Source organism: Salipiger aestuarii (assembly GCF_003259905.1).
GTDB classification, from domain to species: Bacteria; Pseudomonadota; Alphaproteobacteria; order Rhodobacterales; family Rhodobacteraceae; genus Salipiger; species Salipiger aestuarii.
The window spans coordinates 64,936-89,864 of the sequence record NZ_QLMG01000007.1 but is presented as its reverse complement, the minus strand read 5'-3'; the positions used below and the strand labels follow the sequence as shown (position 1 = coordinate 89,864).

General features: G+C 64.3%; 23 protein-coding genes, 2 tRNA genes and 1 pseudogene. 8 read left to right on the top strand and 18 right to left on the bottom strand.

The genetic code is table 11. The annotated features are described in order from the left end of the window. Positions 1–4: 4 nt before the first annotated feature. From ATI53_RS05900 to ATI53_RS05865, 8 genes are all read right to left on the bottom strand, one after another. Positions 5–1,606: an ABC transporter ATP-binding protein gene (locus ATI53_RS05900; protein WP_009504090.1), complete on the bottom strand. Its 1,602-nt coding sequence runs from the start codon at positions 1,604–1,606 to the stop codon at positions 5–7. Between the two features lie 66 nt (positions 1,607–1,672). Further along, complete coding sequence (locus tag ATI53_RS05895; protein ID WP_009504089.1) at positions 1,673–2,677, bottom strand: BMP family lipoprotein; 1,005 nt, start codon at positions 2,675–2,677, stop codon at positions 1,673–1,675. 152 nt (positions 2,678–2,829) lie between these two features. Continuing rightward, positions 2,830–3,243, bottom strand: coding sequence for a GNAT family N-acetyltransferase (locus ATI53_RS05890; protein ID WP_009504088.1), 414 nt, complete (start codon positions 3,241–3,243; stop codon positions 2,830–2,832). After that, positions 3,240–3,803, bottom strand: a complete 564-nt coding sequence (tsaB, locus tag ATI53_RS05885; RefSeq protein WP_009504087.1) for a tRNA (adenosine(37)-N6)-threonylcarbamoyltransferase complex dimerization subunit type 1 TsaB — start codon at positions 3,801–3,803, stop codon at positions 3,240–3,242. The genes ATI53_RS05890 and tsaB overlap by 4 nt, the downstream gene beginning before the upstream one ends. A 4-nt stretch (positions 3,804–3,807) precedes the next feature. Further along, positions 3,808–4,368 (bottom strand): NifU family protein, encoded by a 561-nt coding sequence (locus ATI53_RS05880; RefSeq protein WP_009504086.1) that lies wholly within the window; start codon positions 4,366–4,368, stop codon positions 3,808–3,810. Positions 4,369–4,460: 92 nt separating this feature from the next. Continuing rightward, the gene (locus ATI53_RS05875) at positions 4,461–4,916 is read right to left on the bottom strand and encodes a universal stress protein (protein WP_009504085.1); all 456 of its coding nucleotides are present in this window, start codon (positions 4,914–4,916) and stop codon (positions 4,461–4,463) included. A gap of 57 nt (positions 4,917–4,973) precedes the next feature. Next, positions 4,974–5,837: a branched-chain amino acid aminotransferase gene (locus tag ATI53_RS05870; protein ID WP_009504084.1), complete on the bottom strand. Its 864-nt coding sequence runs from the start codon at positions 5,835–5,837 to the stop codon at positions 4,974–4,976. Positions 5,838–6,041: 204 nt separating this feature from the next. After that, on the bottom strand, positions 6,042–7,244 hold the full coding sequence (locus ATI53_RS05865) for an aminopeptidase P family protein (protein ID WP_009504083.1): 1,203 nt from the start codon (positions 7,242–7,244) through the stop codon (positions 6,042–6,044). A 250-nt stretch (positions 7,245–7,494) separates the two neighbouring features. Here ATI53_RS05865 and ATI53_RS05860 point away from each other — a divergent pair, with 250 nt between their 5' ends. The 8 genes from ATI53_RS05860 (at position 7,495) to ATI53_RS23830 (ending at position 14,239) form a co-directional block, all read left to right on the top strand. After that, positions 7,495–8,289: a S49 family peptidase gene (locus tag ATI53_RS05860; RefSeq protein ID WP_111549941.1), complete on the top strand. Its 795-nt coding sequence runs from the start codon at positions 7,495–7,497 to the stop codon at positions 8,287–8,289. 170 nt (positions 8,290–8,459) lie between these two features. Continuing rightward, positions 8,460–9,410 (top strand): calcium/sodium antiporter, encoded by a 951-nt coding sequence (locus tag ATI53_RS05855; RefSeq protein WP_009504081.1) that lies wholly within the window; start codon positions 8,460–8,462, stop codon positions 9,408–9,410. Positions 9,411–9,427: 17 nt separating this feature from the next. After that, a complete protein-coding gene (locus ATI53_RS05850) occupies positions 9,428–10,210 on the top strand; it encodes an SDR family oxidoreductase (protein ID WP_111549940.1) in 783 nt (260 codons plus the stop codon). An 8-nt stretch (positions 10,211–10,218) separates the two neighbouring features. After that, complete coding sequence (locus ATI53_RS22930) at positions 10,219–10,506, top strand: hypothetical protein (protein WP_146609890.1); 288 nt, start codon at positions 10,219–10,221, stop codon at positions 10,504–10,506. A gap of 11 nt (positions 10,507–10,517) precedes the next feature. Beyond that, the gene (gene uvrC / locus ATI53_RS05845) at positions 10,518–12,383 is read left to right on the top strand and encodes an excinuclease ABC subunit UvrC (protein WP_009504079.1); all 1,866 of its coding nucleotides are present in this window, start codon (positions 10,518–10,520) and stop codon (positions 12,381–12,383) included. Positions 12,384–12,762: 379 nt separating this feature from the next. Then, a tRNA-Arg gene (locus ATI53_RS05835) sits at positions 12,763–12,839 on the top strand. Between the two features lie 212 nt (positions 12,840–13,051). Next, positions 13,052–13,852, top strand: coding sequence for a TniQ family protein (locus ATI53_RS05830; protein ID WP_240778596.1), 801 nt, complete (start codon positions 13,052–13,054; stop codon positions 13,850–13,852). Positions 13,853–13,870: 18 nt separating this feature from the next. Then, positions 13,871–14,239, top strand: a complete 369-nt coding sequence (locus ATI53_RS23830; RefSeq protein WP_240778594.1) for a hypothetical protein — start codon at positions 13,871–13,873, stop codon at positions 14,237–14,239. Here ATI53_RS23830 and ATI53_RS05825 read toward each other — a convergent pair. The 10 genes and pseudogenes from ATI53_RS05825 to ATI53_RS05785 all read right to left on the bottom strand — a co-directional run. Then, positions 14,223–14,861: pseudogene (locus ATI53_RS05825) on the bottom strand (IS5 family transposase); the annotation flags it as partial. The gene ATI53_RS23830 and the pseudogene ATI53_RS05825 overlap by 17 nt on opposite strands. Before the next feature lie 168 nt (positions 14,862–15,029). Then, a tRNA-Arg gene (locus tag ATI53_RS05820) sits at positions 15,030–15,106 on the bottom strand. 430 nt (positions 15,107–15,536) lie between these two features. Then, complete coding sequence (locus ATI53_RS23210; protein ID WP_009504075.1) at positions 15,537–15,680, bottom strand: hypothetical protein; 144 nt, start codon at positions 15,678–15,680, stop codon at positions 15,537–15,539. Positions 15,681–15,727: 47 nt separating this feature from the next. Further along, complete coding sequence (locus ATI53_RS05815) at positions 15,728–17,035, bottom strand: NAD(P)/FAD-dependent oxidoreductase (protein WP_111549957.1); 1,308 nt, start codon at positions 17,033–17,035, stop codon at positions 15,728–15,730. A gap of 72 nt (positions 17,036–17,107) precedes the next feature. Further along, positions 17,108–19,435 (bottom strand): molybdopterin-dependent oxidoreductase, encoded by a 2,328-nt coding sequence (locus tag ATI53_RS05810; RefSeq protein ID WP_111549938.1) that lies wholly within the window; start codon positions 19,433–19,435, stop codon positions 17,108–17,110. Further along, positions 19,432–20,415 carry an ABC transporter ATP-binding protein gene (locus ATI53_RS05805; RefSeq protein ID WP_111549937.1) on the bottom strand — a complete coding sequence of 328 codons (984 nt, stop codon included), beginning with the start codon at positions 20,413–20,415 and terminating at the stop codon, positions 19,432–19,434. Before ATI53_RS05805 ends, ATI53_RS05810 begins: the two co-directional genes overlap by 4 nt. Beyond that, complete coding sequence (locus tag ATI53_RS05800; protein WP_111549936.1) at positions 20,399–21,388, bottom strand: ABC transporter ATP-binding protein; 990 nt, start codon at positions 21,386–21,388, stop codon at positions 20,399–20,401. The genes ATI53_RS05805 and ATI53_RS05800 overlap by 17 nt, the downstream gene beginning before the upstream one ends. Continuing rightward, positions 21,385–22,239 (bottom strand): ABC transporter permease, encoded by an 855-nt coding sequence (locus ATI53_RS05795; protein ID WP_009504070.1) that lies wholly within the window; start codon positions 22,237–22,239, stop codon positions 21,385–21,387. Before ATI53_RS05795 ends, ATI53_RS05800 begins: the two co-directional genes overlap by 4 nt. Beyond that, positions 22,236–23,180, bottom strand: a complete 945-nt coding sequence (locus tag ATI53_RS05790; RefSeq protein WP_111549935.1) for an ABC transporter permease — start codon at positions 23,178–23,180, stop codon at positions 22,236–22,238. The genes ATI53_RS05795 and ATI53_RS05790 overlap by 4 nt, the downstream gene beginning before the upstream one ends. Positions 23,181–23,200: 20 nt before the next feature. After that, positions 23,201–24,754 (bottom strand): ABC transporter substrate-binding protein, encoded by a 1,554-nt coding sequence (locus ATI53_RS05785; protein WP_223865915.1) that lies wholly within the window; start codon positions 24,752–24,754, stop codon positions 23,201–23,203. Positions 24,755–24,929: the final 175 nt, after the last annotated feature.

Here is a 24,929-nt window from a genome sequence, read left to right as displayed (position 1 = left end):
GCAGTCAGTCATGGGCACGGGCCTCGCGTCGTTCCTTTTGGTGCAGCGACGCATCGACCGCCGCGATCGGATCGCCCGCCTGCGACGCGGTCACGCCCGCCATCAGCAATCCCAGTTCGGTCTGATCGGTGCTTTCGGGTGCGCGTTCGCCCATGATCTTGCCGTCGAACATCACCGCGATGCGGTCGGACAGCGCAAAGATTTCATCCAGTTCGACCGACACAAGCAGGATCGCCTTGCCCGCGTCGCGCAGGCGGATGATCTCCTTGTGGATGAATTCGATGGCGCCGATATCGACCCCCCGCGTCGGCTGCCCGATCAGCAGCACGTCGGGGTCGCGTTCGATTTCGCGCGCCAGGACGATCTTTTGCTGATTGCCGCCCGAAAAATTGCGCGCCGCCAGGGCCGGGTTGGGGGGGCGCACGTCGTAGCGGGTCATCTTGTCTTGCGCCTGTTGCTTGATGGCGGCGTTGTTCATCAGCGGGCCGGTCTGACAGGCAGGGTCGCGGTGATAGCCGAACACCGTGTTTTCCCATGCGGTAAAGGGCATGATCAGCCCTTCGGTCTGGCGATCCTCGGGAACATGGGCGATGCCGGCCGCGCGCCGCGCCGCGCCGTCCGATCCGGGGCCGGACAGCGGCAGCGCCTTGCCGTTCAGCAGGATGCTGCCGCTGGCATCGACGCAGCCGCCAATCGCCTCAAGCAGCTCAGACTGCCCGTTGCCCGCGACGCCGGCGATGCCCAGCACCTCGCCCGCGTGAACAGTCAGCGAGACCCCCCGGAGCCGCTCGACCCCGTGGCGGTCGGTGTGGCGCAGATCGTCGATCTGCAACACCGGAGCGCCGGGCCGGGCGGGCGTCTTGTGGACCTGAAGCAACACCTTGCGGCCCACCATCAGCTCGGCCAGCTGTTCGGGCGAGGTTTCGGCGGTTTTTACCGTGGCTGTCATCCCGCCCCGACGCATGACCGACACGGTGTCGGTGATCTCCATGATTTCGCGCAGTTTGTGGGTGATCAGGATGATGGTCTTGCCCTGCGCGCGCAGCCCGTCAAGGATGCGAAACAGGTGGTCGGCCTCGGCCGGGGTCAGCACGCCGGTGGGTTCGTCCAGGATCAGGATGTCAGCCTGCCGATACAGCGCCTTGAGGATTTCGACCCGCTGCTGATGCCCAACGGACAGGTTTTCAATCAGCTGATCGGGATCGACCGACAGCTCGTAATCCTCGGACAGTTGTTTCAGCACGCCGCGCGCGCGCGCCAGAGAGGGGCGCAGCATCGGGCCGTCTTCGGCGCCAAGGATGACGTTTTCCAGTACAGTGAAATTCTGCACCAGCTTGAAATGCTGGAACACCATGCCGATGCCAGCGGCGATGGCGGCCTGACTGTTGGGAATGTCGGTCTTGCGACCCGCGACAAAGATCTCGCCCGCGTCGGCCTTGTAAAAGCCGTACAGGATCGACATCAGCGTCGATTTTCCGGCGCCGTTTTCTCCGATGATGCCGTGGATCGTGCCGGGCATCACGCGGACATTGATGTCCTTGTTGGCCTGCACGGGACCAAAGGCCTTGGAGATGCCTTTCAGCTCGATGGCGGGGGCTTGGGTCATGGAGCGGGCCTGCTGAATGGAGGAAGGAGGCCGCAAGGCAGCCTCCTTTGACGGATTCGGGACGGATCAGAAGCTGAGCGCCGGGCAGCTGTCGTCGGACGAATAATCGTGCACGGTGACTTCGCCCGCGATGATCTGTTCGCGCGCGGCATCCACCGCCGATTTCATCTCGGCGGTGATAAGATCGGCGTTGTTGTCATCGAGCGCGTATCCCACGCCGTTTTCGGCCAGACCCAGCATCATCACGCCGGTTTCCAGATCCGCGCCCTGCGCCATCGATTCGCGCACCGCCACATCGACACGCTTGAGCATGGAGGTCAGCACCTTGCCGGGATGCAGGTGGTTCTGGTTGCTGTCGACGCCAACGGACAGGATGTCCGCATCGGCAGCCGCCTGCAGCACACCGATGCCCGTGCCACCGGCAGCGGCAAAGATCACATCCGCGCCCTGGCTGATCTGGGCGCTGGCAAGCTCGGTGCCCTTGACCGGATCGTTCCAGGCCGCCGGGGTGGTGCCGGTCATGTTGCTGATGACGGTGGCATCGGGATTCGTCGCCAGAACGCCCTGCGCATAACCGCAGGCGAATTTGCGGATCAGCGGAATATCCATGCCGCCGATAAAGCCGACAGTGCCCGTGTCAGACGCCAGCGCCGCCAGCACCCCGGTCAGGTAGGACCCTTCGTGTTCGGAAAACAGGATGGACAGCACGTTGGGGTGTTCGGACGGGTCGACATAGCCGTCGATGGTCACGAACTTGGTGTCGGGATAATCGGCCGCGACCGACGAGATCGGCGAGGACATCGAAAAGCCCGTCGTCACCACCGGGTTGAACCCCGCCTCGGCAAAGCGGCGCAGAGCCTGTTCGCGCTGCGCCTCGGACTGAAGTTCGATGTCCTTGTAGCTGCCCCCGGTCTCTGCGGCGTATTCCTCGGCACCCATAAAGGCGGCCTCGTTGAAGGATTTGTCGAACTTGCCGCCAAGATCGTAGATCAGCGCCGGGTCGGCCAGCGCAGCGCCTGCGGTCAGCGCCAGCGCGGCGCCCGTGCCGAGAAATTTGGTCATCAGGGTCATGTCTTGCTCCCAGGTGGTGGTGGCGGACGATCACGCGCCCTGCTCATTTTCTGATCCATGCAGATCGTTGTCGATCAAAGCTTTGGCGATGCAAGGGGTCAACTGCTTTCTTCATCGACTGACGTGCGGTTTCCCTGGCCGCGCCAGTGTCGTCAGGCCAACGCCTTTGTCATGAGCAACGCGTCGTCGCGCCCTCCGCCGGGTTTTGCGTAGTAATTTTTGCGCCGGGCGACCTCGGCATAGCCCCGCGCGGCGTAAAAGGCACGGGCGGGGGTGTTCGCGGCGGCGACCTCCAGCAGAACCCGCGCGGCACCGCGTGTCTTGGCCTGAATTTCGAACCGCGCCAGAACGCCGGCCCCCCGCCCCGCGCGCTGCCGGGCGGGATCGGTGGCCAACGCAAGGATCTCGGCCTCGTCGCAGATCACCCGCCCAAGGGCAAAGGCGCCTTCGACGCTGACCAACAGCGTCGCCGGTTGCGCGAGCGTCTCGGCGAAATTCGCCTCGGACCAGGGATGCATGTGGCGATAGGCGCGGGCCGACAGGGCAGCAAGCTCGGCGGCGGTCACGTCAGGATTGCGGGCGGTGTGTCACGCGATGGCGCGGCATCGGCGGGGCGCAGGTAGAGCGGGGCCGGGCGCCCGCCGGGTTTGCCGCTCGCCGCAAGCCGGGCGATGCGCGCCGCCAGTTCCGCGGGTTCGGGCGGCAACGTCGCGCCGTTCAGCACCTCGGCGGCGACGGTGCGCACCGCGCCCACCCGGCCCTGAACGTGGAACAGCCCGCGCGGGGCGGGCACGGCCGCGGCGCCATCGGCATCCATGCGGATCGCCTCGAACGTGGTGATGCCCAGCGCCGGGATGTCCAGCGACAGCGACAGGCCGCGCGCCGCGGCCACCGCGATGCGGATGCCGGTGAAATTGCCCGGCCCGGTGCCCACCCCGATGCGGTGCAGATCGGCCCAGGCAAGCCCTTGCGAGGCCAGCAATTGCTCAAGCAGCGGCATCAGGCGTTCGGCCTGTCCGCGCGACATATCTTCGGAGCGGCGCGCCAGCACGGTGTCGCCCTTCAGCAGAGCGGCCGCGCAATGCGCGGCCGAACTGTCGAACCCAAGTGTCAGACGGTCTTTCAAAGCGTCAGACCGCGACCGGACGCACCTCGGACACTTCGGGAATGTAGTGCCGCAACAGGTTCTCGATGCCCATCTTGAGCGTCAGCGTCGACGACGGGCAGCCCGCGCAGGCGCCCTGCATGTGCAGGTAGACCACGCCGCGGTCGAACCCGTGGAACGTGATGTCGCCGCCATCCTGCGCCACGCCGGGGCGCACGCGAGTGTCAAGCAATTCTTTGATCTGGCTAACGATTTCGGCATCCTCGCCATCGAACGCGGCATGGCCAGAGGCGCCACCCTCGCCCGCCATCACCGGATCGCCCGACTGGAAATGTTCCATGATCGCGCCCAGAACGGCCGGCTTCACATGATCCCAGTCAGCGGCTTCGTCCTTGGTGACAGTGACAAACTCGGACCCCAGAAAGACACCGGTCACGCCGGTCACGTCAAACAGGCGCCGCGCCAGCGGCGACGCCTCGGCACCATCGGCGCTGGGGAAATCCGCAGTGCCTGCGCCAAGCACAGCCTGGCCGGGCAAAAATTTCAGGGTCGCGGGATTCGGGGTCGATTCGGTCTGAATAAACATCTGGGCGATACCTTTCGCAGGGGCGCCTCTTATATGCGCCCCAGGGCCGCGCGGGTCAAGGTTTGGAACGATTCTAAAAATTGCCCCGCGCCTCAGGTGACCGATTCAAGCCGTTCCTTCGACATGTCCCCCGGCACGATGGTCACCGGGATCGGAAGACTGCCGGAACTGCGGCTCATCTGACTGACCAGCGGCCCCGGCCCCTTTTTGCCCGATGCCGCCCCAAGGACGAGCACGCCAATAGCTTCATCCGCCTTCACCTGCGCCAGAATCTCGGCCACTGTATCGCCCTCACGGATGACCAGCTCGGGGTCGATGCCGTGGCGGTCGCGCATCCACTTGGCGAAAACCTGGTAGTGGGCCTGAATCCGCTCGCGCGCTTCCTCGCGCATGATGTCGCTCACCCCGATCCAGTGATTGAATTCGTCGGGGGGGATGATCGACAGGATAGTGACGCCGCCGCTGGTGTGCTGCGCCCGCATCGCGGCGAACCGCATGGCATTGAGGCATTCCCGGCTGTCATCGAGGATCACAAGGAACTTGCGCATCTGGGTCTCCCTTCCCGTGGGATCATGTCGCAGCGGGCACGCGGGCGCAATGGGCGCTCAACCCGCGCTGTGCGCCCAGTCCCAGTACAGCGCGCGCGCCCGCCGGGTCAGCGGGCCGATGGCATAGCTCTTATCCTCGAACCCGGTGACCGGTGTCACCTTGTTGAGATTGCCCGACAGGAACACCTCGTCCGCCGCCTCGAAATCGGCATAGGTCAGCACGGTCTCATGCACCGTCACACCATCGGCGCGGAAATTCGCAATATGGCGCGCACGGGTGATCCCCGCCAGAAACGTGCCGTTGGCAATCGGGGTGAACAACTCGCCATCCCTGGCGATAAACACGTTGGCCGTGGCGCTTTCGGCCACATTGCCCGTCGCGTCGGTCACCAAAGCGTTGGAAAACCCGCGCGCGCGGGTTTCCACCAGCATCCGACCGTTGTTGGGGTAAAGGCAGCCCGCCTTGGCGTTGCACACCGAATCCGCGAGCACAGGGCGGCGAAAACTGGTCTTGCCCAGCGTTTGCGCGGCATCGGGCGCGGCCATCGGAATCTCCTCAAGCGAGATCGCAAATCCGGTGGCCCCTTTCGATGGCACCAGCACCGTCTCATCCCCGTTTATCGCCCAATACATCGGACGGATGTAAACCGCGGCATCCCTGGCAAAGGCCGACAGACCTTCCCAGACGATCTGAACCATATCCAAAGGCGTGACGGTCGGGTGCAACATCAGCGCTTCTGCCGACCGGTTCGCACGGGCGCAATGGGCATAGAGATCCGGCGCCAGGCCGTTAACGAAACGCGCCCCGTCAAAGATGCTGCTGCCCTGCCACATGCCATGATCGGCCGCCTTCATGACGGCCACGTCACCCTCGTGCCAGGTGCCCTCGAAATAGGTACGGATCCTCGAACCTGCGGCCATGATGCATCCTCCGATGTTTGCGGCGCCACGGTAGGCGCGACGCCGCCCAAGGTCCAGTCCTCGGGCACAGCGCCCCGCCCCTGACCGCAAGAGGCCTCCGGCAGCGGCCTTTCCGGCAAGACGAAGCCGGGGCGCGACGCTTCTGCTTCATCTTGCCAGGCAAACTCCGGGGGGCCCGAAGGGCGGGGGCAGCGCCCCTCCGCGCTATCCGACCACGTTGAACGCCGGCCCAAAGGGATAGCCGGTGATATTCTCGTGGCCCTCATCGGTCATCACCAGAATATCGTGCTCGCGGTAGCCCCCCGCGCCGGGGGCGCCGTCGGGCAGGGTCAGCATCGGCTCCATCGAAATCACCATGCCGGGGTCCAGCACGGTGTCGATGTCTTCGCGCAGCTCCAGCCCGGCTTCGCGCCCATAATAATGCGACAGTATGCCAAAGCTGTGGCCGTAGCCAAAGGTGCGGTATTGCAGCAGGTCGCGTTCGGCAAGGAACGCATTGATCTGCTCGGTCACCGCAGCGCAATGCGCGCCCGGCCTCAGCAGCGACATGCCGTATTCATGGGTGGCCACGTTCGCCTCCCAGATTTTCAGCGAGGCGTCATCCACCTCGCCCACGAACAGCGTGCGTTCCAGCGCGGTATAATAGCCCGAGATCATCGGGAAGCAGTTCAGCGACAGGATGTCCCCGCGTTGCAGCACGCGCGCCGTAACCGGGTTATGCGCCCCATCGGTGTTGATGCCCGACTGGAACCAGACCCAGGTGTCGCGGTATTCGGCATCGGGAAAGCGTTTCGCGATTTCCACCTCCATCGCGTCGCGCCCCGCCATGGCGATGTCGATTTCCCGCGCGCCGGGCCGGATGGCGTCACGGATGGCATAGCCGCCGATGTCAGCGACCTGCGCACCATGGCGGATCAATGCGATCTCGGCATCCGACTTGCGCATCCGCTGGCGCATGGTGGCGGGCGCGATGTCCGCCGAGCGCGACGGCGCCAGCATGTGATCCAGCAGCGCCTTTTGTGTCAGCGTCATGTGGTCGGCTTCATACCCGATGACGCGGCCCGTGCCGGTGACCGAGCCGATCGCGCGCCAGTAATTGTTCCGCGCCCAGTCGGTGTAGGTGATGTTGTCGCCGTGGCAGCGCCGCCAGGGCTGCGCCGCGTCGATCCCCGCCGAAACCGTCACGCTGTCGGTCGCGGTCACCACCAGCGCATAGGGGCGCCCAAAGCTGCAATACAGGAAACCCGAGTAATAGGCGATGTTGTGCATCGAGCTGAGCACGCAGGCCTCCAGCCCGGCTTCGGCCATCGCGGCACGCAGCCCGGCAAGACGGGCCTCATATTCAGAGGCGGAAAACGGCAACGCACGGTCGCCCTGATGAAAACGGTAAAATGCGGGTCGGTCCATCGCTGGCCCTCCTTCAGCGTCGCGGAGGGTCGGACCCGACCCCGCCGCGGTGGCAAAGCAAGATCCCGGCGTTCAGGATGGGTGGGGGGAGCACCTGAACAGGTGCCGGCGACGCCATCGCCTGCCCGGCGGGCAGAATGCGCTATTTTCGCACCTCTCTCAAGGGCCGAAACCAGGGAAAGACACATGACGCGCCCATCTTTGCGCGGGTGCCTTGTTTGTCTGTGGCGGCGTCTCTACATCATCCCGCATGACACGCTGGAACCCGTTTCGAAACAAGAAGCCCCTCGTCTGCGTCCTGCGCCTGCAAGGGTCGATCGGGACGTCGGGGCGCAGCCTTTCCGACACGGGATTGCGCACCACGCTGGAACGCGCCTTTCGCAAGGGCAAGCCCGTGGCCGTCGCGCTTGAGATCAACTCGCCCGGCGGCTCGCCAGTGCAAAGCTCGCTGATCGGGGCCCGCATCCGGCGCCTGTCGGAAGAAACCGGCGTGCCGGTCTATGCCTTTACCGAAGATGTCGCCGCCTCGGGCGGGTACTGGATCGCCTGCGCCGCCGATGAAATCCACGCCGACCCCAGTTCCATTCTCGGCTCGATCGGGGTGATTTCGGCGAGCTTCGGCGCGCATGTGTTCCTGCACCGCCAGGGGATCGAACGCCGGGTGCACACGGCCGGGGACTCAAAGTCGATGCTGGACCCGTTCCGCCCCGAGAGCGACGAAGACGTGGCGCGGCTGGACCGCCTGCTGACCCAGTTGCACGGGACCTTTATCGACCAGGTGCGCAGGCGACGCGGCGACAGGCTGGCCGACGATCCGTCGCTGTTCACCGGCGAGGTGTGGATCGGCAAGGCGGCGGTCGATGTTGGCCTGGCCGACGGGGTGGGCCACCTTGTTCCCGTCATGAAACGGAAATTCGGCGACAAGGTGCGGTTTCGCCGGGTCGAGCAAAGGCGGCGGCTGATCCCGCGTCTTGGCATCGCTCTGACGCAGGACGCGCTTGGCGCCATCGAGGAGCGCGCCGCCTGGGCGCGCTTTGGTCTCTGAATGCTGGCAAAGATCGTCGCGATATTCCTCGTGGTGATTGCCGTGCTTGGCATGTTCGGAAAACTCCGGATGCCGGGTGCCGCGCGGATTGCGAACAGGAAATGCCCACGTTGCGGCCGCTACAGGATCGGTAGCGGCCCCTGCGGCTGTGGGAACGGGAAAGGCTGACCATGGTTTTCGTCTACGCGGCTGTCGGGCTGGTGATCCTGCTTCTGGCCGGGGATGCCCTTGTCAAGGGCGCGGTGAACCTGTCGCTGCGGGTGGGCATTCCGGCGCTGATGGTCAGCCTGACCATCGTGGCCTTCGGCACCTCGGCCCCCGAGTTGCTGATCTCGATCCAGGCGGCGATGCGGGGCGTGCCGGGAATCGCACTGGGCAATGTGGTCGGGTCGAACACGGCAAACGCGCTGCTGGTCATGGGGATTCCGGCGCTGATCGCGGTGATGCACACCTCGGGTCACGATACCCGCAAAAGCTATGTCATCATGATCGCCGCGACGCTGTTCTTCATCGCCTTGGCCTTTCGCGGGATTTTCGATCTCTGGGCCGGGCTGGCGCTGCTGGCGGCACTGGCGCTGGCGCTGGGCGATTCCGTTCGCGAGGCGCTGTACCACCGGCGTGGCGCCCGCACCGCGGTCTGCGACGCCGAAGACCCCGAAGGCGCCGATCCGGACATGCCTTGGTGGAAGATCGTGCTGTTCCTGGTGCTTGGCCTGATCGGCCTGCCCCTGGGTGCCAATCTTCTGGTCGAAAGCGCCACCGAAATCGCCGGGATGTTCGGCGTGTCGGACACGGTGATCGGCCTTACTCTGGTCGCACTCGGCACCTCGCTGCCAGAGCTCGCGACCACGGTGATGGCCGCGATCCGCCGCCAGGCGGACGTGGCGCTGGGCAATGTGATCGGGTCGAACATGTTCAACCTTCTGGCGATCATCGGGGTGGCATCGCTGATCAAGCCGATGCCGGTGGCGCCCGAATTCCTGTCCTTCGATCTGTGGGTGATGCTGGCGTCGTCGCTGCTGCTGATCCCGTTCGTGTTCCTGAAACAGGACCTGGGGAGGGTCTGGGGCGCGATCCTGACCGCGCTTTATGTCGGGTATATCGTCGCGGTCCTGATCTGACAGCAAAGGTTTGACACATGCATAGACGGGCCTTGGTCACGGGGGGCGCACAACGGCTGGGGCGGGCGATCGCGCTGGATCTGGCGCGGCGCGGCCATGACGTTGCGGTGCATTATGCAAGTTCGGCCGACGCCGCCAAAGAGGTCGTCGCGCTGATCCGCGACGCCGGCCGCAACGCCGTCGCCCTGCAAGCCGACCTGCTGGACGAGACAGCGACGCAGGCGTTGCTGCCGCGCGCGGCGCAAGCCCTGGGCGGGCCGATCACGGTACTGGTCAACAACGCGTCGATCTTTGAATACGACAGCATCGGTTCGGCCACGCTGGACAGCTGGACCCGGCACATCGGGTCGAACCTGCGCGCGCCGTTCATCCTGACGCAGGCGCTGGCGGCGCAGGTGCCCGACCCGGCGCCCGACGCCGCCGGTGAGCCGGTCGCGCAGGGCGTGATCGTCAACATGATCGACCAGCGGGTGCGCAAGCTTACGCCCGAGTTCATGACCTATACCCTGGCGAAATCGGCGCTGTGGACCCTGACGCAGACAGCGGCGATGGCGCTTGCACCGCGCGTGCGGGTCAACGCCATCGGCCCCGGTCCGACCCTGAGAGGGGCGCGCCAGAGCGATGCGCATTTCGCCGGGCAGCGCGCGGCCACCATCCTGCAACGCGGATCGAACCCCGCCGACATCCTTGCCGCGCTGGGGCTTATCCTGGACGCGCCGGGCTTTACCGGACAGCTCCTGTGCATGGATGGTGGCCAGCATCTGGCGTGGCGCACGCCGGACGTGCTGGGCGTGGAATGATGTGACCCTTGGGAAAGTTTTGCACCGGCCATCCCGGTGTTAAAAAACGTTTACAAAAACAAAGCGGACTCAAGGTGTTAAGGGGGTATGAAAAAATATTCTCCGCGATAACAACGTCTTGCGATTTTGCCGCTTTTTCAGGCACCCTGACGAACAGCCTTGAATCCAAGGGAAACTCGGCGCTGACGCGGTTTTGCCCTCAGAGTTTTCCACAGAAGTGGTGGATTGAAATCCACTTGAACTCGGGTGCTCCGGGTTGCAGCAAAGCGGGGCGAATCGAGCCGCCGCCAGGATGACGGAACAAGGAATGACCGAGCCCGAAAATGCCGCCCCCCGCGGGCATGAGGTGATCCAGTCCTACCTCAGGACACTTGAAACCAGTCCGGGCGTCTATCGCATGCTCGATGACCAGAGCCGGGTGCTGTACGTCGGCAAGGCGCGCAACCTGCGCGCGCGCGTGTCCAGCTATGCGCGCCCCACCGGCCATTCGCGTCGCATCACGCGGATGATTGCGGACACCGCGTCGATGATGTTTCTGACCACGCGCACCGAAACCGAGGCGCTGCTGCTGGAACAGAACCTGATCAAGCAGCTCAAGCCCAAGTTCAACGTGCTGCTGCGCGATGACAAGAGCTTTCCGCAGATCCAGGTGACGACCGAGCATGCCTTTCCCCAGATCCGCAAACATCGCGGCGCCAAGACCGAAAAGGCCGCCTATTACGGCCCCTTTGCCAGCGCCGGGGCGGTGAACCGCACGCTGAATCAGCTGCAAAAGGCGTTTCTGCTGCGCAACTGCTCGGATTCGCAGTTCACCGGGCGCACGCGGCCCTGCCTGCTGTACCAGATCAAGCGATGTTCCGGGCCATGCGTGGGGCTGATCGCCGAAGACGATTACCGCGCCAGCGTGTCCGATGCGCAGCGGTTCCTGTCCGGCAAATCGACCAGTGTGCAGGAAACGCTCGCGGCGCAAATGGCACAAGCCTCCGAAGCGATGGAGTTCGAGCGCGCCGCCGCCCTGCGCGACCGCATCCGGGCGCTGACGCAGGTACAGACGGTGCAGGGCATCAACCCCCAGGGGGTGGCCGAGGCCGACGTCATCGCGCTGCACATGGATCACGGGCAGGCCTGTGTGCAGGTGTTTTTCATCCGCGCCAACCAGAATTGGGGCAACAAGGATTTCTACCCCCGCGTCGGCGAAGACGTGGACGCGGCCGAAGTGCTCGAAGCGTTCATCGGCCAGTTCTACGACACCAAGGAACCGCCCCGCCTGCTGCTGCTGAGCAATGCCATCGACAACGAAGACCTGATGATCGACGCCCTGTCCGGCAAGGCCGGCCGCAAGGTTGAAATCGCCGTGCCGCTGCGTGGCGAAAAGGCCGAGCTGGTCGAAGGCGCGGCGCGCAACGCGCGTGAAAGCCTGGCCCGGCGCATGTCGGAAACCGCGACGCAAGCCAAGTTGCTGCGCGGCGTGGCCGAAGCCTTCGGGCTGGACAGCCCGCCACGGCGGATCGAAGTCTATGACAACAGTCACATCATGGGCACCAACGCGGTGGGCGGCATGATCGTCGCGGGCCCCGAAGGGTTCATGAAAAACCAGTACCGCAAGTACAATATCAAGGGCGAAGATCTGGTGCCCGGCGATGACTTCGGCATGATGAAAGAGGTGCTGACCCGCCGTTTTACCCGCCTGCTCAGGGACGATCCCGACCGGACCAAGGGTCTATGGCCCGACCTTCTGCTGATCGACGGCGGCGCGGGCCAGGTTTCGGCCGTGGCGGAAATCATGCGCGAATATAACGTCGAGGACGTGCCCATGGTCGGCGTGGCCAAGGGGGTCGACCGCGACGCGGGCAAGGAAGAATTCCACCGCATCGGACAGCGCCCCTTTGCCCTGCGCCACAACGATCCGGTGCTGTATTTCATCCAGCGCCTGCGCGATGAGGCGCACCGCTTTGCCATCGGCACCCACCGCGCCAAGCGGGCCAAATCGCAGATGGCCAATCCGCTGGACGAGGTGCCCGGCGTGGGGGCATCCCGCAAACGCGCCCTGCTGGCCCATTTCGGCTCGGCCAAGGCCGTCTCTCGCGCCAACCTCGCCGATCTCAAGGCGGTGGACGGGGTCAGCGCGGCGCTCGCCGAACGGATCTACGCGTTCTTTCACGATCGGGGCTAAGGCCCCCGCCCGGCGCGCACGGGGGCGTTGCAGTCGGAAACAGCAGCAGGCGCAGGCTGCTTGCGCCCGATGACGTCCATCGCCTGACCGTGTCGCAGTGTCCAACGGGTCGTCATGACGCCATCCGCAGGGACGCATGGACCTGCGACACGCGCTGGCACGTTCAACGCTGAACCGAAAGACTGGCGCGCGGGCACCGACGCCTGCTTTTCACACGACAAGATCACCCACAGCGGTGATCGCAACGCCGCAGAGCAAAACATCAGCAACGCGGTCAACCCTGACGCCCGGCGCAAATCGGAGTGACGTTCACGTCATGCAAATTTCTCGAAAAAGCTACTTGCGGATCTGCGGAACCGCCGTTACACACCGCCCTCACGGACCGATAGCTCAGCTGGATAGAGTACTTGACTACGAATCAAGGGGTCGGGGGTTCGAATCCTCCTCGGTCCGCCACTTACCTCTTGTCAGTTGCCAACCAAAACTGACTTTTGTTACAGGTAACTGACCCAGGCGGCGGTACTACTGGAAATCATAGCAGCGTTGCTCAGTTGAGCTGGTGATCGTAAGTTCCGGCCAATCCAGCTTTTGTCTGATCTCAGAAGCCTCGCTTGGTTAAAAGCCTACCTGCCACTCCCGGAACGAACCTCCCGCAGTTGCCGCTGACGGTGGCACATGCCGCGTGCGAGCCGGCCCCTTCCTTGCTGTCGCGGCCTGCGGCCAGGAACGGCGCAATATCGATGCAGAGGTTCTGCGGCGACATTGCCTTTCCGATCGACCCGCTCTTTCGGGGTGAGAAGGTGGCCATAGAACAATTGGCCCAGCTTGCAGGGTGTGATGTGTGCGCGGTGGAGCGGGTTTCTATCCGCCATCTCGGCAAGGGCCATTTCCGACTGCGGGATGAATTCGCCTCCCTTCAGAGCTTTCAGCGCAGCCGCATCCGTGTCTGTCCGGAATGCATAAGGTCCGAGATGCCGTCGGCAGCAGAGTCGTGGCGTGTACCGCGTCGCCTCCAGTGGGAGTTCTCGTCGATCAGGAGCTGCGCGGAGCATGGGTGCTTGCTCGTATGCCTTCCAGCTGAGAGATTTCACAAAGATGCCAGAGACTTCGCGGCGCAGCTGCAAAAACACCACGATTGGGTTTTGGATCAGCCGCTGGTCCAGGCAAATTCCAGGCCCTTCGAGGCATATCTCACGCACCGCATCCTGAGCGGGCGAGGCGACCGATGGATGGATCGTCTCGAGCTCAACGTGGCGTCACGGGCATGTGAAGTGCTGGGCCTGCGTATTGCAAAGGGGCCAGATGCTGCGCTTGCGGGGCACAGTGAGCAAGACTGGATGAACTATGGTGCGTTGGGCTACGATATACTGAAAGATGGTCCTGCAGCCCTTACCGACTGTCTTGCCGCCATGGCTCATGAGGGCGGCGCGGACGGCAGCGACTCTTTGGCCCCTGGATGGCGTGGCTGAAGAGCCGGAGCCTCGGCGATGAATTCGAGCCCTTGCGTGACGCTGTGCGGCGGCACGTCTTCGACAATTTTTCCATCAGAAAAGGGGGTGCTGGTGCTGGGCGTGCCATCGGAGGGAACGGCTTCTTCTAACCCACAGAAGTTGGTTTCGCTGAAGGGGTTCGCCAAGCGCAATGCGGAGGATCTGATTTACCGAGGTCTCGCAACGCGTGACGCGTGTGGCGGTATCGTACCAATGAATTTTGTAACCCAGCAAATGCTCGACGCCTACGAGCGCGAGAAGAAGTCCTTTCGAAACGCAAAGCGTCATCTGAAGGGCATTGTTGCAGCATTGCGGCCTGAGGGCGAGAGAGCCCCTTTCCCCGCTGGCGTCAGGCCAGGCGAATGATCTCGGCGGTACCGAGGGCCGAGCAGCGGTTCGTGAGGGCGATGCGGATGTGGATTTCGGCGGTCTGACGGCCCGGTCTCTTGCAGCGATGCGTTCACCGAAAGCCTTGAGGCACCGCATCCACTGACCGGCAGTGCATTGCGTAGCGTGTCACGAGAGGTTTCGCCTCGATCCGGCTTCGGACATGGTATCCTGTCCATCGTTTCCGGACCGCCCGGCGATAGTGCGGTGTAGCGCGCAGGGTTTCATTGCGGGCGATTGCTGCCGGGCAGTCGTCTTTCCAAGGCCGATCGTTCTTCCGGATCGGAATGATCGCCGTAGCCTTGCGTTCGACGGTGGCGGTGTGGCAGCGGCGCGTGTCACAGGCTCCGTCCGCTGCCCGGCAGGCGATCGCGAAGCAATCTGCCGAGAGGGGGCGACCTCCTCGTCATCGGGGATCTGGTCGGGCAGTTCCGGTCGCACCGGGCGGTCACCCTGGCTGCTGGCTGTGAATTTTACCGCCCGGATGTCAGACGTGGCGGTGTGCATGGCCAGATGGGCCTTGCGCCATTGGGCGTCGGCATTGGATTGCGTGTTTGCGCGCCTGCCATTCTCGATCGCCCAAAAACTTGATGCCGGTGCTGACCCGCGCTTGCGCAGCGACGCTGCGTCGCTGGGCCAGTTCGTCGTGCGCGAGCGGGCCGGTATCGGTTTGCTCATGCGCCCGTCTAACCGATTGGTTTCACGATGTGAATCCTGGGCAGGCCGCGTTGTGCAACAACGCACCTTCGGTGACAAACGCCAAGTAAATTGGTGACCCCGGCGTGATTCGAACACGCGGCCTACGGTTTAGGAAACCGCCGCTCTATCCAGCTGAGCTACGGGGCCGTAACGGTACACGGCTTCTGGCCGTTGACCTATTGTCTCTCTGTCTTCTTCTGCCCCAGAACCTTGGCTAAGGGGGGATTGCTCAATTCAGTTGGGCCACGGGGCCTGTTTTCAACGTCATGCGAGGCGGAGCAGAGTTTGCAAAAAGCTGTCTGCTCGCTGATCCCTTAACTCTCCGTCGTCCCGGGGCCCCCGAAATCCTTTCTCCGGGGGGTAGTCTATCCGTGCGTACCAAGCGGAACTGTCAAAACCATTCGACCACATTATTCGCAGAATTTCATCGTCGCGACAACCGCTCTACAGCATCGCGCGAAGGTTTATCGCACCCCCCCGGAAAGGGGCTGCGCTACAACCTGCCGCCTGCCGGCGCCTCATTCACCCCCAGAGGCCGCAGGTTGGTTTTTGGGTATTCTGGCGCCCGGTGTGGCCTTCATGCGGCGCGATCCAGGTCGTCTTGTTGTCCGGCCAGATCAACGGCGACCCGCGCTTCCTGAGCGCAGCGTTGCAGCCGGACCAGGTCGTCGACGATGGAACGCTGTTTCAACGCGGGGATCTGGGGACGGTCATGGCGCATCTTTCGATTTCGGCGCCAGCGACGCGCCCTCGAAGAGACCGGCCGGGTCAGGCGGGACGAAAGCGGTTCCACCGGTAGGGCGCCGGATCCGAAACCGGGCCGCGGTCCAGCAGCAAGTCGGCGGTCAGCCGCGCAACGGCCGGGCCCAATCCGAACCCGTGGCCCGAACAGCCCGACGCCATGAAGACGCCTTCAAGTCCGGGAACCCAATCGATGACGGGAATGGCGTCCGGCGTCACGTCGATCATCCCGGCCCAGGCGTGGGTGGTTTGCACGTTGGCAAATGCCGGAAAGCATTCGATCGCGTTGCGCAGAGCGCGTTTCAGGAACACAGCCGAGGGCTTGGGATCCATGACGCGGCAGGCCTCGAAAACGGTTTCCTCGTCCGGACTCCAATGGCGTGGTGCCGTCAGATCCCTGAAAAAATCCGCGCCGACCCTCAGGTGAAACTCGCGCCAGTTTTCCCGCAGCCGGGGCGCATATTGGCGAAACAGGCGAAAGCTGTCAGGCAGGATCGGCGCGACATTGGCGTTGCGCAGGGTCAGCGTGTGCCCGCCGTCCAGACGCGGGCGAAAGGAAAAATTCTCGGTGCCGAAGGGATGATCGGGCAAGCCTTGCGCGCCGGTCACCCGCGCCACGGTTCCGACGACGCGCAGTTGGGGAAAGTCGATATCGTGATTGCCCATCAGTGCGCGGCTCCAGACGCCGCCGGCAACGATCACGCGCCGGGCACGGATGCGGCCCCGTTCGGTGATGACGCCCGCAACGCGCCCACCCTCGACGTCCAGCGCACGCACCGCGCAGTGCGTCAGAATCCGCGCCCCTGCACTGCGGGCGGCCCGCGCCATGGCCGGAACGCTTTGCCAGGGTTCCGCGCAACCGTCGCCGGGCGACCACAGCGCCATGCGCACCTGCCCCTGAATGGCGGGCGCCATCGCCCTGACCTGATCGCCGCTCAGCAACCTTGTCTCGATCCCGTGGCGGGTTCCGATCTCGTGCCAGCGATGCCAGTGGTCTGAATCACGTTCGGTGAAGGCGGCATAGGCGATGCCGGTCTGGCGAAATCCGGTTGCGCCGTTGATCCGCGCATCCATTCCGCGCCACAGGTTCAGCGCGATCGCGGCAAGTGGCAATTCCGCTTCGGCGCGCCCCATCTGACGCACCCAGCCCCAGTTGCGCGACGATTGCTCGCCCGCGATCACGCCCTTTTCACACAGGGTCACCGATATCCCGGCCTCGGCCAGTTCCAGCGCGCTCAGCACGCCGACGATGCCGCCGCCGACGATCACGACATCGGAGCCGGTGGGGGCGGTGTCATCGCCACCAAAGGGCGCAACAGACAGTGCCGTGGTCATGTCCAAGTCATCCTGCATCCGGCGCTGGCCGGCACACGGCAGCGGCTTCCTGATAGCGCGTCGAGTCCGCCATCATGACGCTGACCCTTCGGGGGAATCCGAAACGAAAGGTGGCGGATCGAATGCGCGCAGGCGCGGTATCGGGCCGGTCCATTTGCGGACATTGACCCGCCCGATCTGCCCCGAACAGCCGTGGGTCAGTTGAGACGTGCCCTTGTCGTGGGTCAGGACGTTGGCATTGCCATGGGCACAGAACACGCGCGCGGCGCCCTCGGGGTCGGGCTGCGGATCGAACCAGGCTCCGGTTTGCAGATGCACGACGCCGTCGCGCACAAGATCGGTGATCTGCACCCCCGCCAGACAGGCGCCGCACTCGTTCTCCACCCTCGCCATGTCACCATCACGCAGGCCCAAGCGGGCGGCATCGACCGAGTTCAGCCGCAACCGCTCGCGTCCCGCCACCTTGGCCGCGGTCGAGGTCGGCCCGAAATCCAGCTGGCTGTGCAGCTTTGATTCCGGCGCGTTGGCGATCAGAAACAGCGGATAGTCGGCGTTGGGCGGGCGCCGGTGTGGACGCCACACCGGCAGCCCCGGAACATCGTCAAGGCCATAGCCGGCGATTTCACGGGAATGGATCTCGATCTTGCCGGACGGCGTGCCAAGGGGATGTTCCTGCGGGTCATTGCGAAACGCCTCCAGAAATCCGCCGCTGTCGGGGTGGCAGGGCAGGTCGATCCATCCGTCCTGCCAGAATCTGTCGAAATCGGGCGCGTCCAGCCCCATGGCTTCCAGCGCAACGCGCGTCGGCTCGTAAAGGTGACGCAGCCAGTCCGCGGCGCTGCGCCCTTCTGTAAAAGCGGCATGTTCGTCCGGCCCCAGCGCCGCCGCCACAGCCGACAGGGCGTCATAGTCCGATCGCGCCTCACCGCTTGGTGCGCAGAGTCGCTGCATGGCGAACAGGCGGGGATCGTTGCGCGTCGCGCCGAAATCGTCCCGTTCCAGCGAAAAGGAAATCGGCAGGACGATGTCGGCCGATTTCGCCGTAGCGGTCCAGACCTGCTCCTGCACCACGAAGGTATCGACCCGCCCGATCGCCCGCGACAGGCGATGCAGTTCCTGATGATGGTGAAAGGGATTGCCACCCGCCCACCACAGCAGACGGATGTCGGGATAGGTCTGTTTCTGTCCCATGAACCGGAACGGCGCGCCGGGGTTCAGCAGCATCTCGGATATCGCCGCCACCGGAATAAAGGCGGCGCATCGGTTGATGCCCTGCGACAGTACGGGGATGGGCACGGATACCCTTTGGCGTCCGGTATGCGCCAGAGATCCAAGCGCATAGGTGAACCCGCGCCCCTTGAGACCGATCTGGCCCACCATCGCGGCCAGCGCCAGGGCCGCCCAGACGGGCTGTTCGCCGAACTCCGCGCGCTGCAACGCATGAGCCACCGAAATCAGCGTGCGTTTGCGCACCAGATCGCGCGCCAGCGTGGCGATGGTATCGGCGGGGATGCCGGTGATGGTCTCGGCCCAGACGGGCGTCCTGGGGCCACCGTCGGCGTTGCCCAGAAGCGAACTGCGGAACCGCTCGTATCCGACACAGTAGTCCTTGAGGAACGCGGTATCGGCCAGCCCTTCATCCTGCAGGACATAGGCCATCGCCAGCATAAGCGCGGTGTCCGTTCCGGGGCGGATCGCGTGCCAGGTGGCGCCGATGTCGTCGGGAATGTCGTCGCGGATGGGCGATACCAGATGAAAGACCCCGCCCCTCGCGGCGATCCGGCGCATCATGTCATGTTCGATGTGATCGCTGACGCCGCCATTGCCGATCGCGGAATTACGCGGTGGCAACCCACCGAAACTGAGGAATAATTCGGTCTCGGCCTCGATGTGTTTCCACGATACCGTGTTGCGCGAGATTTCGGTATAATTGCCGATCAGCCGTGGCAAAAGCGGCGCCGAGGCCCCGGCGCTGTAGCTGGCAACGCCGGAGACATAGCCGCCGAAAGCCGTGTTGAGAAAGCGGTGGACCTGGCTTTGCGCATGATGAAACCGCCCCGCGCTGGCCCATCCGTAGGAGCCGCCATAGACCGCTTCGGGCCCGTGCGCGCTGCGCACGCGGCGCACCTCATCCGCCAACAGGGATGCGGCGGTGTCCCAGCTGACCTCGACGAAGGGATCTCCGATCGCGCGGTCGCGCGGTCCGGGACCGCGACGCAGCCAGCTTTGGCGCACGGCGGGGCGCAACACGCGCGCGGGATGGTCCAGCGCACCGCGCATGTTTTGCAGGATCTCGCTGGGCGCGCGATCCCCTTCATGCGGGGTGATGTCCAGCCCGTCCTTGCCCTGGCGCGCGTAATAGGCGCCCCAGTGGCTGGAATGGATGACCTTGCGTGTCATGGCGCGTCCTCGTTCGCAGGCAGGGATTCGGCGTGATGGCAGGCCACCTGACGCGCAGCGACCGGGCGCAGATCCGGCATGGTGGTGCGGCACACCCCGGTGACAAAGGGACAACGGGGATGAAACCGGCAACCGCCGGGCGGGTCCAGCGGCGAAGGCGGCTCACCCTCGAAGACCAGCGGCGCGGCGGTGCGTTCGGGGTCGGGCACGGGCGACACGCTGCGCAGCAGGCGGGTATAGGGATGGGCGGGGGCGTCGAAAATGGCGCGGGTGGCCCCGCTTTCGATCACCTGCCCCAGATACATCACCGAGGTGCGTTCACAGAAATGGCGCACCACGCCCAGATCATGCGAGATAAAGACAAAGGCGATCCCGCGTTCCGCCTTGAGCCGCGCCATCAGGTTCAGGATTTGCGCCTGCACCGACACGTCCAGCGCCGAGACGGGCTCGTCCGCGATGATCAGATCGGGTGACAGGACCAGGGCGCGCGCGATGCCGATACGCTGTTTCTGCCCGCCCGAGAATTCATGCGGGTACCTGTCGACAGAGTTCGGCGGCAGGCCGACCTCGTCAAGAGCGTTGCGCACCAGATCGTTGATGGCATTGCCTTTGGCGATGTCATGCACGCGGATCGCCTCTGCCAGCGCCGCGCCAATGCGCATCCGGGGCGACAACGACGCGGCAGGATCCTGAAAGATCATTTGCAGCTTCGGGCGCAGGTGCCGCATCCGGCGCAGCGGCAGGCGGGCGATGTCGACTCCCGCGAACACAACCTTGCCTGCGCTCGGCTCGACCAGACGCAGGATCGCGCGGGCGACGGTGGATTTTCCGCAGCCGCTTTCGCCGACGATGCCCAATGCCTCGCCTGTATCGACCGAAAAGCCGACCCCGTCCACAGCCGTCAACCGGTGGGTTCCGGGCACCGGCCAGCCACGTTTGATCGGATAGATCACCCTGAGCGCGTCAACCGTCAGCAGCATGTTCGCCTCCTTCGACGTGCAGCCAGCAACGCACGTTATGGCCGGCCTCGCCCGGCATTTCGGTGGGGGGCGGCATCTGCTCGCATATGTCCATCGCATGCGGGCAGCGATCCTTGAAGCGACAGCCATCGGGCAGCCCGGCCAGCGGTGGCACGCGCCCGGGAATGGAGGCCAGTTCGGACAGGTCGCGGTCAACCCGTGGCAGGCTGGCCAGCAGGGCGCGTGCATAAGGATGTGCGGGATTGCGGAACAGATCGCGGACGGTGGCGGATTCCACCACATCACCGCCATACATGACGACAACACGGTCGGCGTGCCCCGCCACAATGGCCAGGTTGTGGGTGATCAGCAGCATCCCCATCCGCCCCTCGTCCTGCAGGTGGTCCAGCAGATCCAGCAACTGGCGCTGCACGGTCACGTCCAGCGCCGTGGTCGGCTCGTCCGCGATCAACAGGCGCGGTCCACAGGCGATCGCAAGGGCGATCACCACACGCTGCCGCATGCCGCCGGAAAATTCGTGCGGGTATGACGTATAGCGGCTTGCGGCAGAGGGGATGCGGACCTTTTCCATCAACTCGATGGCGGCCTCGCGGGCGTCGCGCCGGGACAGCCCCAGATGATCGCGCAGCGGTTCGGATATCTGGGCACCGACGGTGAACACCGGGTTCAATGCGGTCATCGGCTCCTGAAAGACCATGCCGATCCTGGCGCCGCGGATCTTTTCCATGGCGCGCTCGGGTTCTTTCTCCAGGGCGTGCCCGTCCAGAACGACGTGCCCTTGGGTGATCCTGGCGACAGACGGCAGCAAACCCATGATGGACATGGCCAGCATACTTTTGCCGCAGCCGCTTTCGCCGACGATGGCCAGGGTTTCGCCCTCGGCCACGCGGAAGGACACATCGCGCAGGACGTGGCAGGCGCGCCCGTTCAGGTTCAGCGTGGTGCGCAGGTTGTCCACATCCAGAACGCTCATGCCGAGGTCCTTGGATCATTGGCGTCGCGCAACCCGTCGCCCATCAGGTTGAGGCCGATCATTACCACCAGGATCGCCAGCGACGGCCAGATGGCAAGGCCGGGAAAATCCAGCAGGTTGTCGAACCCCTCGCGCACCAGCCCGCCCAGCGTGGCCGCCGGCGGTGGCGCGCCCAGACCGATAAAGGCCAGCGAGCTTTCGGTTCTGACAGCGGTGGCCAGCCAGAGTGTCGCGATGACGATCATGTCGTCCATCGTTTCCGGCAGGATGTGTCGCGACACGATACGCAGGTCCGAATAGCCAAGCACCCGGCAGGCGTCGATGTAGTCACGTTCGCGCAAGGCCAGTGCCGCGGAGCGTGCCATGCGGTAAAAGGCGGGAAAGGTGGTGATCGCGATGGCGATGATCAGGTTGGTGACACCCGGACCCAGCAGCGCGACGATGATGATCCCCGCCACCATCTGCGGAAAGCTCATCAGCACGTCGTTGGCCGCGGAGATCCAGCGATCCACCCGCCCGCCGTGGTAACCCGACAGGATTCCCGCTGCCGTTCCCGTGACCATGGCCATCACCGTCGAGGCCAAGGCGGTCCACAGCGTGATCCGCAACCCGTAGAGGATGCGCGAGAAGGTGTCCCGCCCGAACCGGTCCGAGCCCAGCCAGTATTCGGCCGAAGGCGGGCGAAACCGCGCCAGCATGGATTGCGCGTAGGGGTCATGCGGAGCGATCAACGGCGCGAACAGGGCCGCGAGGATGACGACCACCATGATCGAGGCGCCGATGACAATGGCATGCCAGCCGGGGCTGCGGACCTTGCGCGGGGGCGGGCCGGTTTCGGGTGCATCGTTCATTCTGTTTTCACCCTTGGATCAACGGCCCCGTAACACAGATCCGTCAGCGCGTTGACCAGCACCACAAGGATCGCATAGGCCACGACCAGGCCTTGCAGCAGGGTATAGTCCCGCCGCTCCAGCGCACCGACCACCAGCTTGCCCAGACCGGGCCGGTTGAAGACGATCTCGGTCAGGACCGAATTGCCGATCAGCACGCTGAAATAGAGGCCGGTAAAGGTCACCACCCCCAAAAGCACGTTGCGCAGCGCGTGTTTCCAGACGATGCGTCGTGCCGGGACCCCCTTGGCCCGTGCCGTGCGGATGAAATCCGAGCGCATGACGTTCATCATGCCGCCCCGCGTGACCCGTGCCACATAGGCCATCATCACCAGTCCCAGACTGAAAGCAGGCAGCGCCAGCGACATCAGCCTTCCCACGGGATCGGTGATCGGTTTCCCGGTCGAGATCACCGGAAACCAGCCCAGCCAGACGGAAAACACCAACAGCAGCATCACCGCCGACACAAAGGCCGGAAAAGACAGCCCGCCCAGCGTTAAGATGCGCACCGCCCAATCGGCCCAGCCGCCGTTCGAACGCGCCGCGATCACACCCAGCGGCACGCCGAAGGACACACCGACGGCGACCCCGGCCAGCGACAGTTCCAGAGTATAGGGCAAAACCTCCATGATCGAGGTAAGTACGGGCCGGTTCGATATCATCGACACGCCCAGATCGCCCCGCAGCAGTTCAGAGAGGAAGCCGAGGTATTGCTGCCAGATCGGCAGATCCAGACCGGTTTCGCTGTGGAACCGCGCAATCGCCTCGGGGGTGGCCTGATCACCCAGGATGATCAGCGCCGGATCGCCCGGCACGATACGCACCAATACGAAGGCCAGCGTCAGCACCGCGAACAGCGTCGGTATCAATGTCAGCACGCGTCGTCCGAAATAGCGCAGCATGGTCCCGCCTTCCCGAAGCGTCAGTCGATGTCGGTCTGTTCGGTGACTACGGGGCCAAGGTGCATCTCCGCCTCAAGATCATATCCCCAATCGACATTTTCGCGCCGCCCATAGGCGATCAGCTGTTCATAAAGCGGCACCGCACAGATGTTTTCGATGATCTTCTTCTGGGCCGTGGCCCACAGCGCGTTCTGCTTGTCTGAATCCGGTTCGATCCGCGCGTTGACGATTTCCTCGTCTGCCGCGTCGCAATGCGAAAAGTTGGTGGCGGCAGTGGGCGTCGCGACAATCGAATCCGAATGGAAGAACTGACTGAGAAAGACATCCGCCACCGGGAAACGCGCCGCCGAATAATAGATGACCTGGCTGCGGTCGTCGCGGATTTGCGAGTGGAATGTCTGGTGATCCACGACATTCAGCTGCAGGTCGATCCCGGCCAGCGCCAGCTGTGCTTGTGCCACCTGCGCCACGCCCAGCATGGTGGGCAGCGAGGTCTGCACCATGGACAGTTCAATCCCGTCCGGGAACCCCGCTTCGGTCAGCATCCCGCGCGCGGCCTCGGCGTCGCCCTCGCCATGGATCGGGGTCGATCCGTCCCACCCAAGGTTGCCGTTCGGGACAACCGAACCGGCGGGCTGGGCCAGGCTGCTGCCAATGAACTGGATGAATTCGCCGCGGTTCAAAGCGGTGGCGACGGCGCGGCGCACCTCGATGTTGTCCAGCGGCGGCGAGGATGTGTTCAGGTGGAATTGCTGCAATTCCGCAGGGCGCATGATGTCGACGACGAGGCCTTCGGTGGATTCGGTCTTGTCGATCCATTCCTGATCCTGGCGCCCGTACGAGACGTCAAGTTCGCCCGCCTTCAACGCCAGATCGCGCGATGAATCCGACGGGATATAGCGGTATTCGATTCCGTCCAGCTTGGGGACGCCGCGAAAATAGTCGGGGTTGGCGTCAAAGACGACACGTTCCTGCGGGATGTAATCCTTGATCATGAAGGGGCCGGTTCCGATGGGTTGCGTCCCGAAATCCGCCCCGCGTTCCTCGGCCGCTTTTTTCGATACGATGTTGCCGCCGTGATAGTTTGCGACCAGTCCCAACAACGAGGGAACCGGGTGCTTGAGGGTGATGCGCACGGTCGCGGGATCGACCGCCTCGATCGTGTCGATGGCGCGATAGTCCGACGCAAAGGCCGACGTCTCCGGGTCCGCGCTGCGGTTGAGCGAATAGACCACGTCCTCGGCGGTGACCTCGCCGTAGTCGCCATGGAACTTTACGCCTTCGCGCAGTCTGAAGGTCCAGACCGTGCCGTCCTTGTTGCGTTCCCAGCTTTCGGCAAGGTCCGGTTCCAACGCGCCGATGTCGTCCGATCCGGGCTTGAACCGCACAAGGCCGTTGAACAGCCAGCCGGTGATCGGCTTGTCGGGCGTTGTCGTGGCGCGGTGCGGATCCATCGTGCCCAGATCCTGCGCGGCCATTCCGTATCGCAAAACCCCGCCGGCAAAGGATGGCAGAGCCATCGCCATTCCCAGCACCGTCGAGAGAGTCAGCGTTGCCATGCGTGTGCGTGTCATTGATTCAACCTCCGGGTTGTCTGTTGGGCATTTGTCGTTTGTCTTTTGTTGGCGCGATGTCCGGCAGGGGTGCGCTGTGGGCGACCATTGGTCGTTTTGGTCGGGCGGATATTCAGATGGTTTCAGATGCCCTGTGACCCAAGGAACGCATTGCGCTGAGCCTAAGTCAATTATC

Excerpts from the sequence above, each read along its gene's own strand:
- ATI53_RS05800 (WP_111549936.1), bottom strand. The coding sequence starts at position 21,388 with ATGAGCGTTCTGGATGTGGACAACCTGCGCACCACGCTGAACCTGAAC.
- ATI53_RS05815 (WP_111549957.1), bottom strand. The coding sequence starts at position 17,035 with ATGACCACGGCACTGTCTGTTGCGCCCTTTGGTGGCGATGACACCGCC.
- ATI53_RS05895 (WP_009504089.1), bottom strand. The coding sequence starts at position 2,677 with ATGACCCTGATGACCAAATTTCTCGGCACGGGCGCCGCGCTGGCGCTG.
- ATI53_RS05850 (WP_111549940.1), top strand. The coding sequence starts at position 9,428 with ATGCATAGACGGGCCTTGGTCACGGGGGGCGCACAACGGCTGGGGCGG.
- uvrC (WP_009504079.1), top strand. The coding sequence starts at position 10,518 with ATGACCGAGCCCGAAAATGCCGCCCCCCGCGGGCATGAGGTGATCCAG.
- ATI53_RS23210 (WP_009504075.1), bottom strand. The coding sequence starts at position 15,680 with ATGCGCCATGACCGTCCCCAGATCCCCGCGTTGAAACAGCGTTCCATC.
- ATI53_RS05805 (WP_111549937.1), bottom strand. The coding sequence starts at position 20,415 with ATGCTGCTGACGGTTGACGCGCTCAGGGTGATCTATCCGATCAAACGT.
- ATI53_RS05860 (WP_111549941.1), top strand. The coding sequence starts at position 7,495 with ATGACACGCTGGAACCCGTTTCGAAACAAGAAGCCCCTCGTCTGCGTC.
- ATI53_RS05785 (WP_223865915.1), bottom strand. The coding sequence starts at position 24,754 with ATGACACGCACACGCATGGCAACGCTGACTCTCTCGACGGTGCTGGGA.
- ATI53_RS23830 (WP_240778594.1), top strand. The coding sequence starts at position 13,871 with ATGAATTCGAGCCCTTGCGTGACGCTGTGCGGCGGCACGTCTTCGACA.
- ATI53_RS05810 (WP_111549938.1), bottom strand. The coding sequence starts at position 19,435 with ATGACACGCAAGGTCATCCATTCCAGCCACTGGGGCGCCTATTACGCG.
- ATI53_RS05900 (WP_009504090.1), bottom strand. The coding sequence starts at position 1,606 with ATGACCCAAGCCCCCGCCATCGAGCTGAAAGGCATCTCCAAGGCCTTT.
- ATI53_RS05855 (WP_009504081.1), top strand. The coding sequence starts at position 8,460 with ATGGTTTTCGTCTACGCGGCTGTCGGGCTGGTGATCCTGCTTCTGGCC.
- ATI53_RS05790 (WP_111549935.1), bottom strand. The coding sequence starts at position 23,180 with ATGCTGCGCTATTTCGGACGACGCGTGCTGACATTGATACCGACGCTG.
- ATI53_RS05875 (WP_009504085.1), bottom strand. The coding sequence starts at position 4,916 with ATGCGCAAGTTCCTTGTGATCCTCGATGACAGCCGGGAATGCCTCAAT.
- ATI53_RS05870 (WP_009504084.1), bottom strand. The coding sequence starts at position 5,837 with ATGGCCGCAGGTTCGAGGATCCGTACCTATTTCGAGGGCACCTGGCAC.
- ATI53_RS05795 (WP_009504070.1), bottom strand. The coding sequence starts at position 22,239 with ATGAACGATGCACCCGAAACCGGCCCGCCCCCGCGCAAGGTCCGCAGC.
- ATI53_RS05865 (WP_009504083.1), bottom strand. The coding sequence starts at position 7,244 with ATGGACCGACCCGCATTTTACCGTTTTCATCAGGGCGACCGTGCGTTG.
- ATI53_RS05880 (WP_009504086.1), bottom strand. The coding sequence starts at position 4,368 with ATGTTTATTCAGACCGAATCGACCCCGAATCCCGCGACCCTGAAATTT.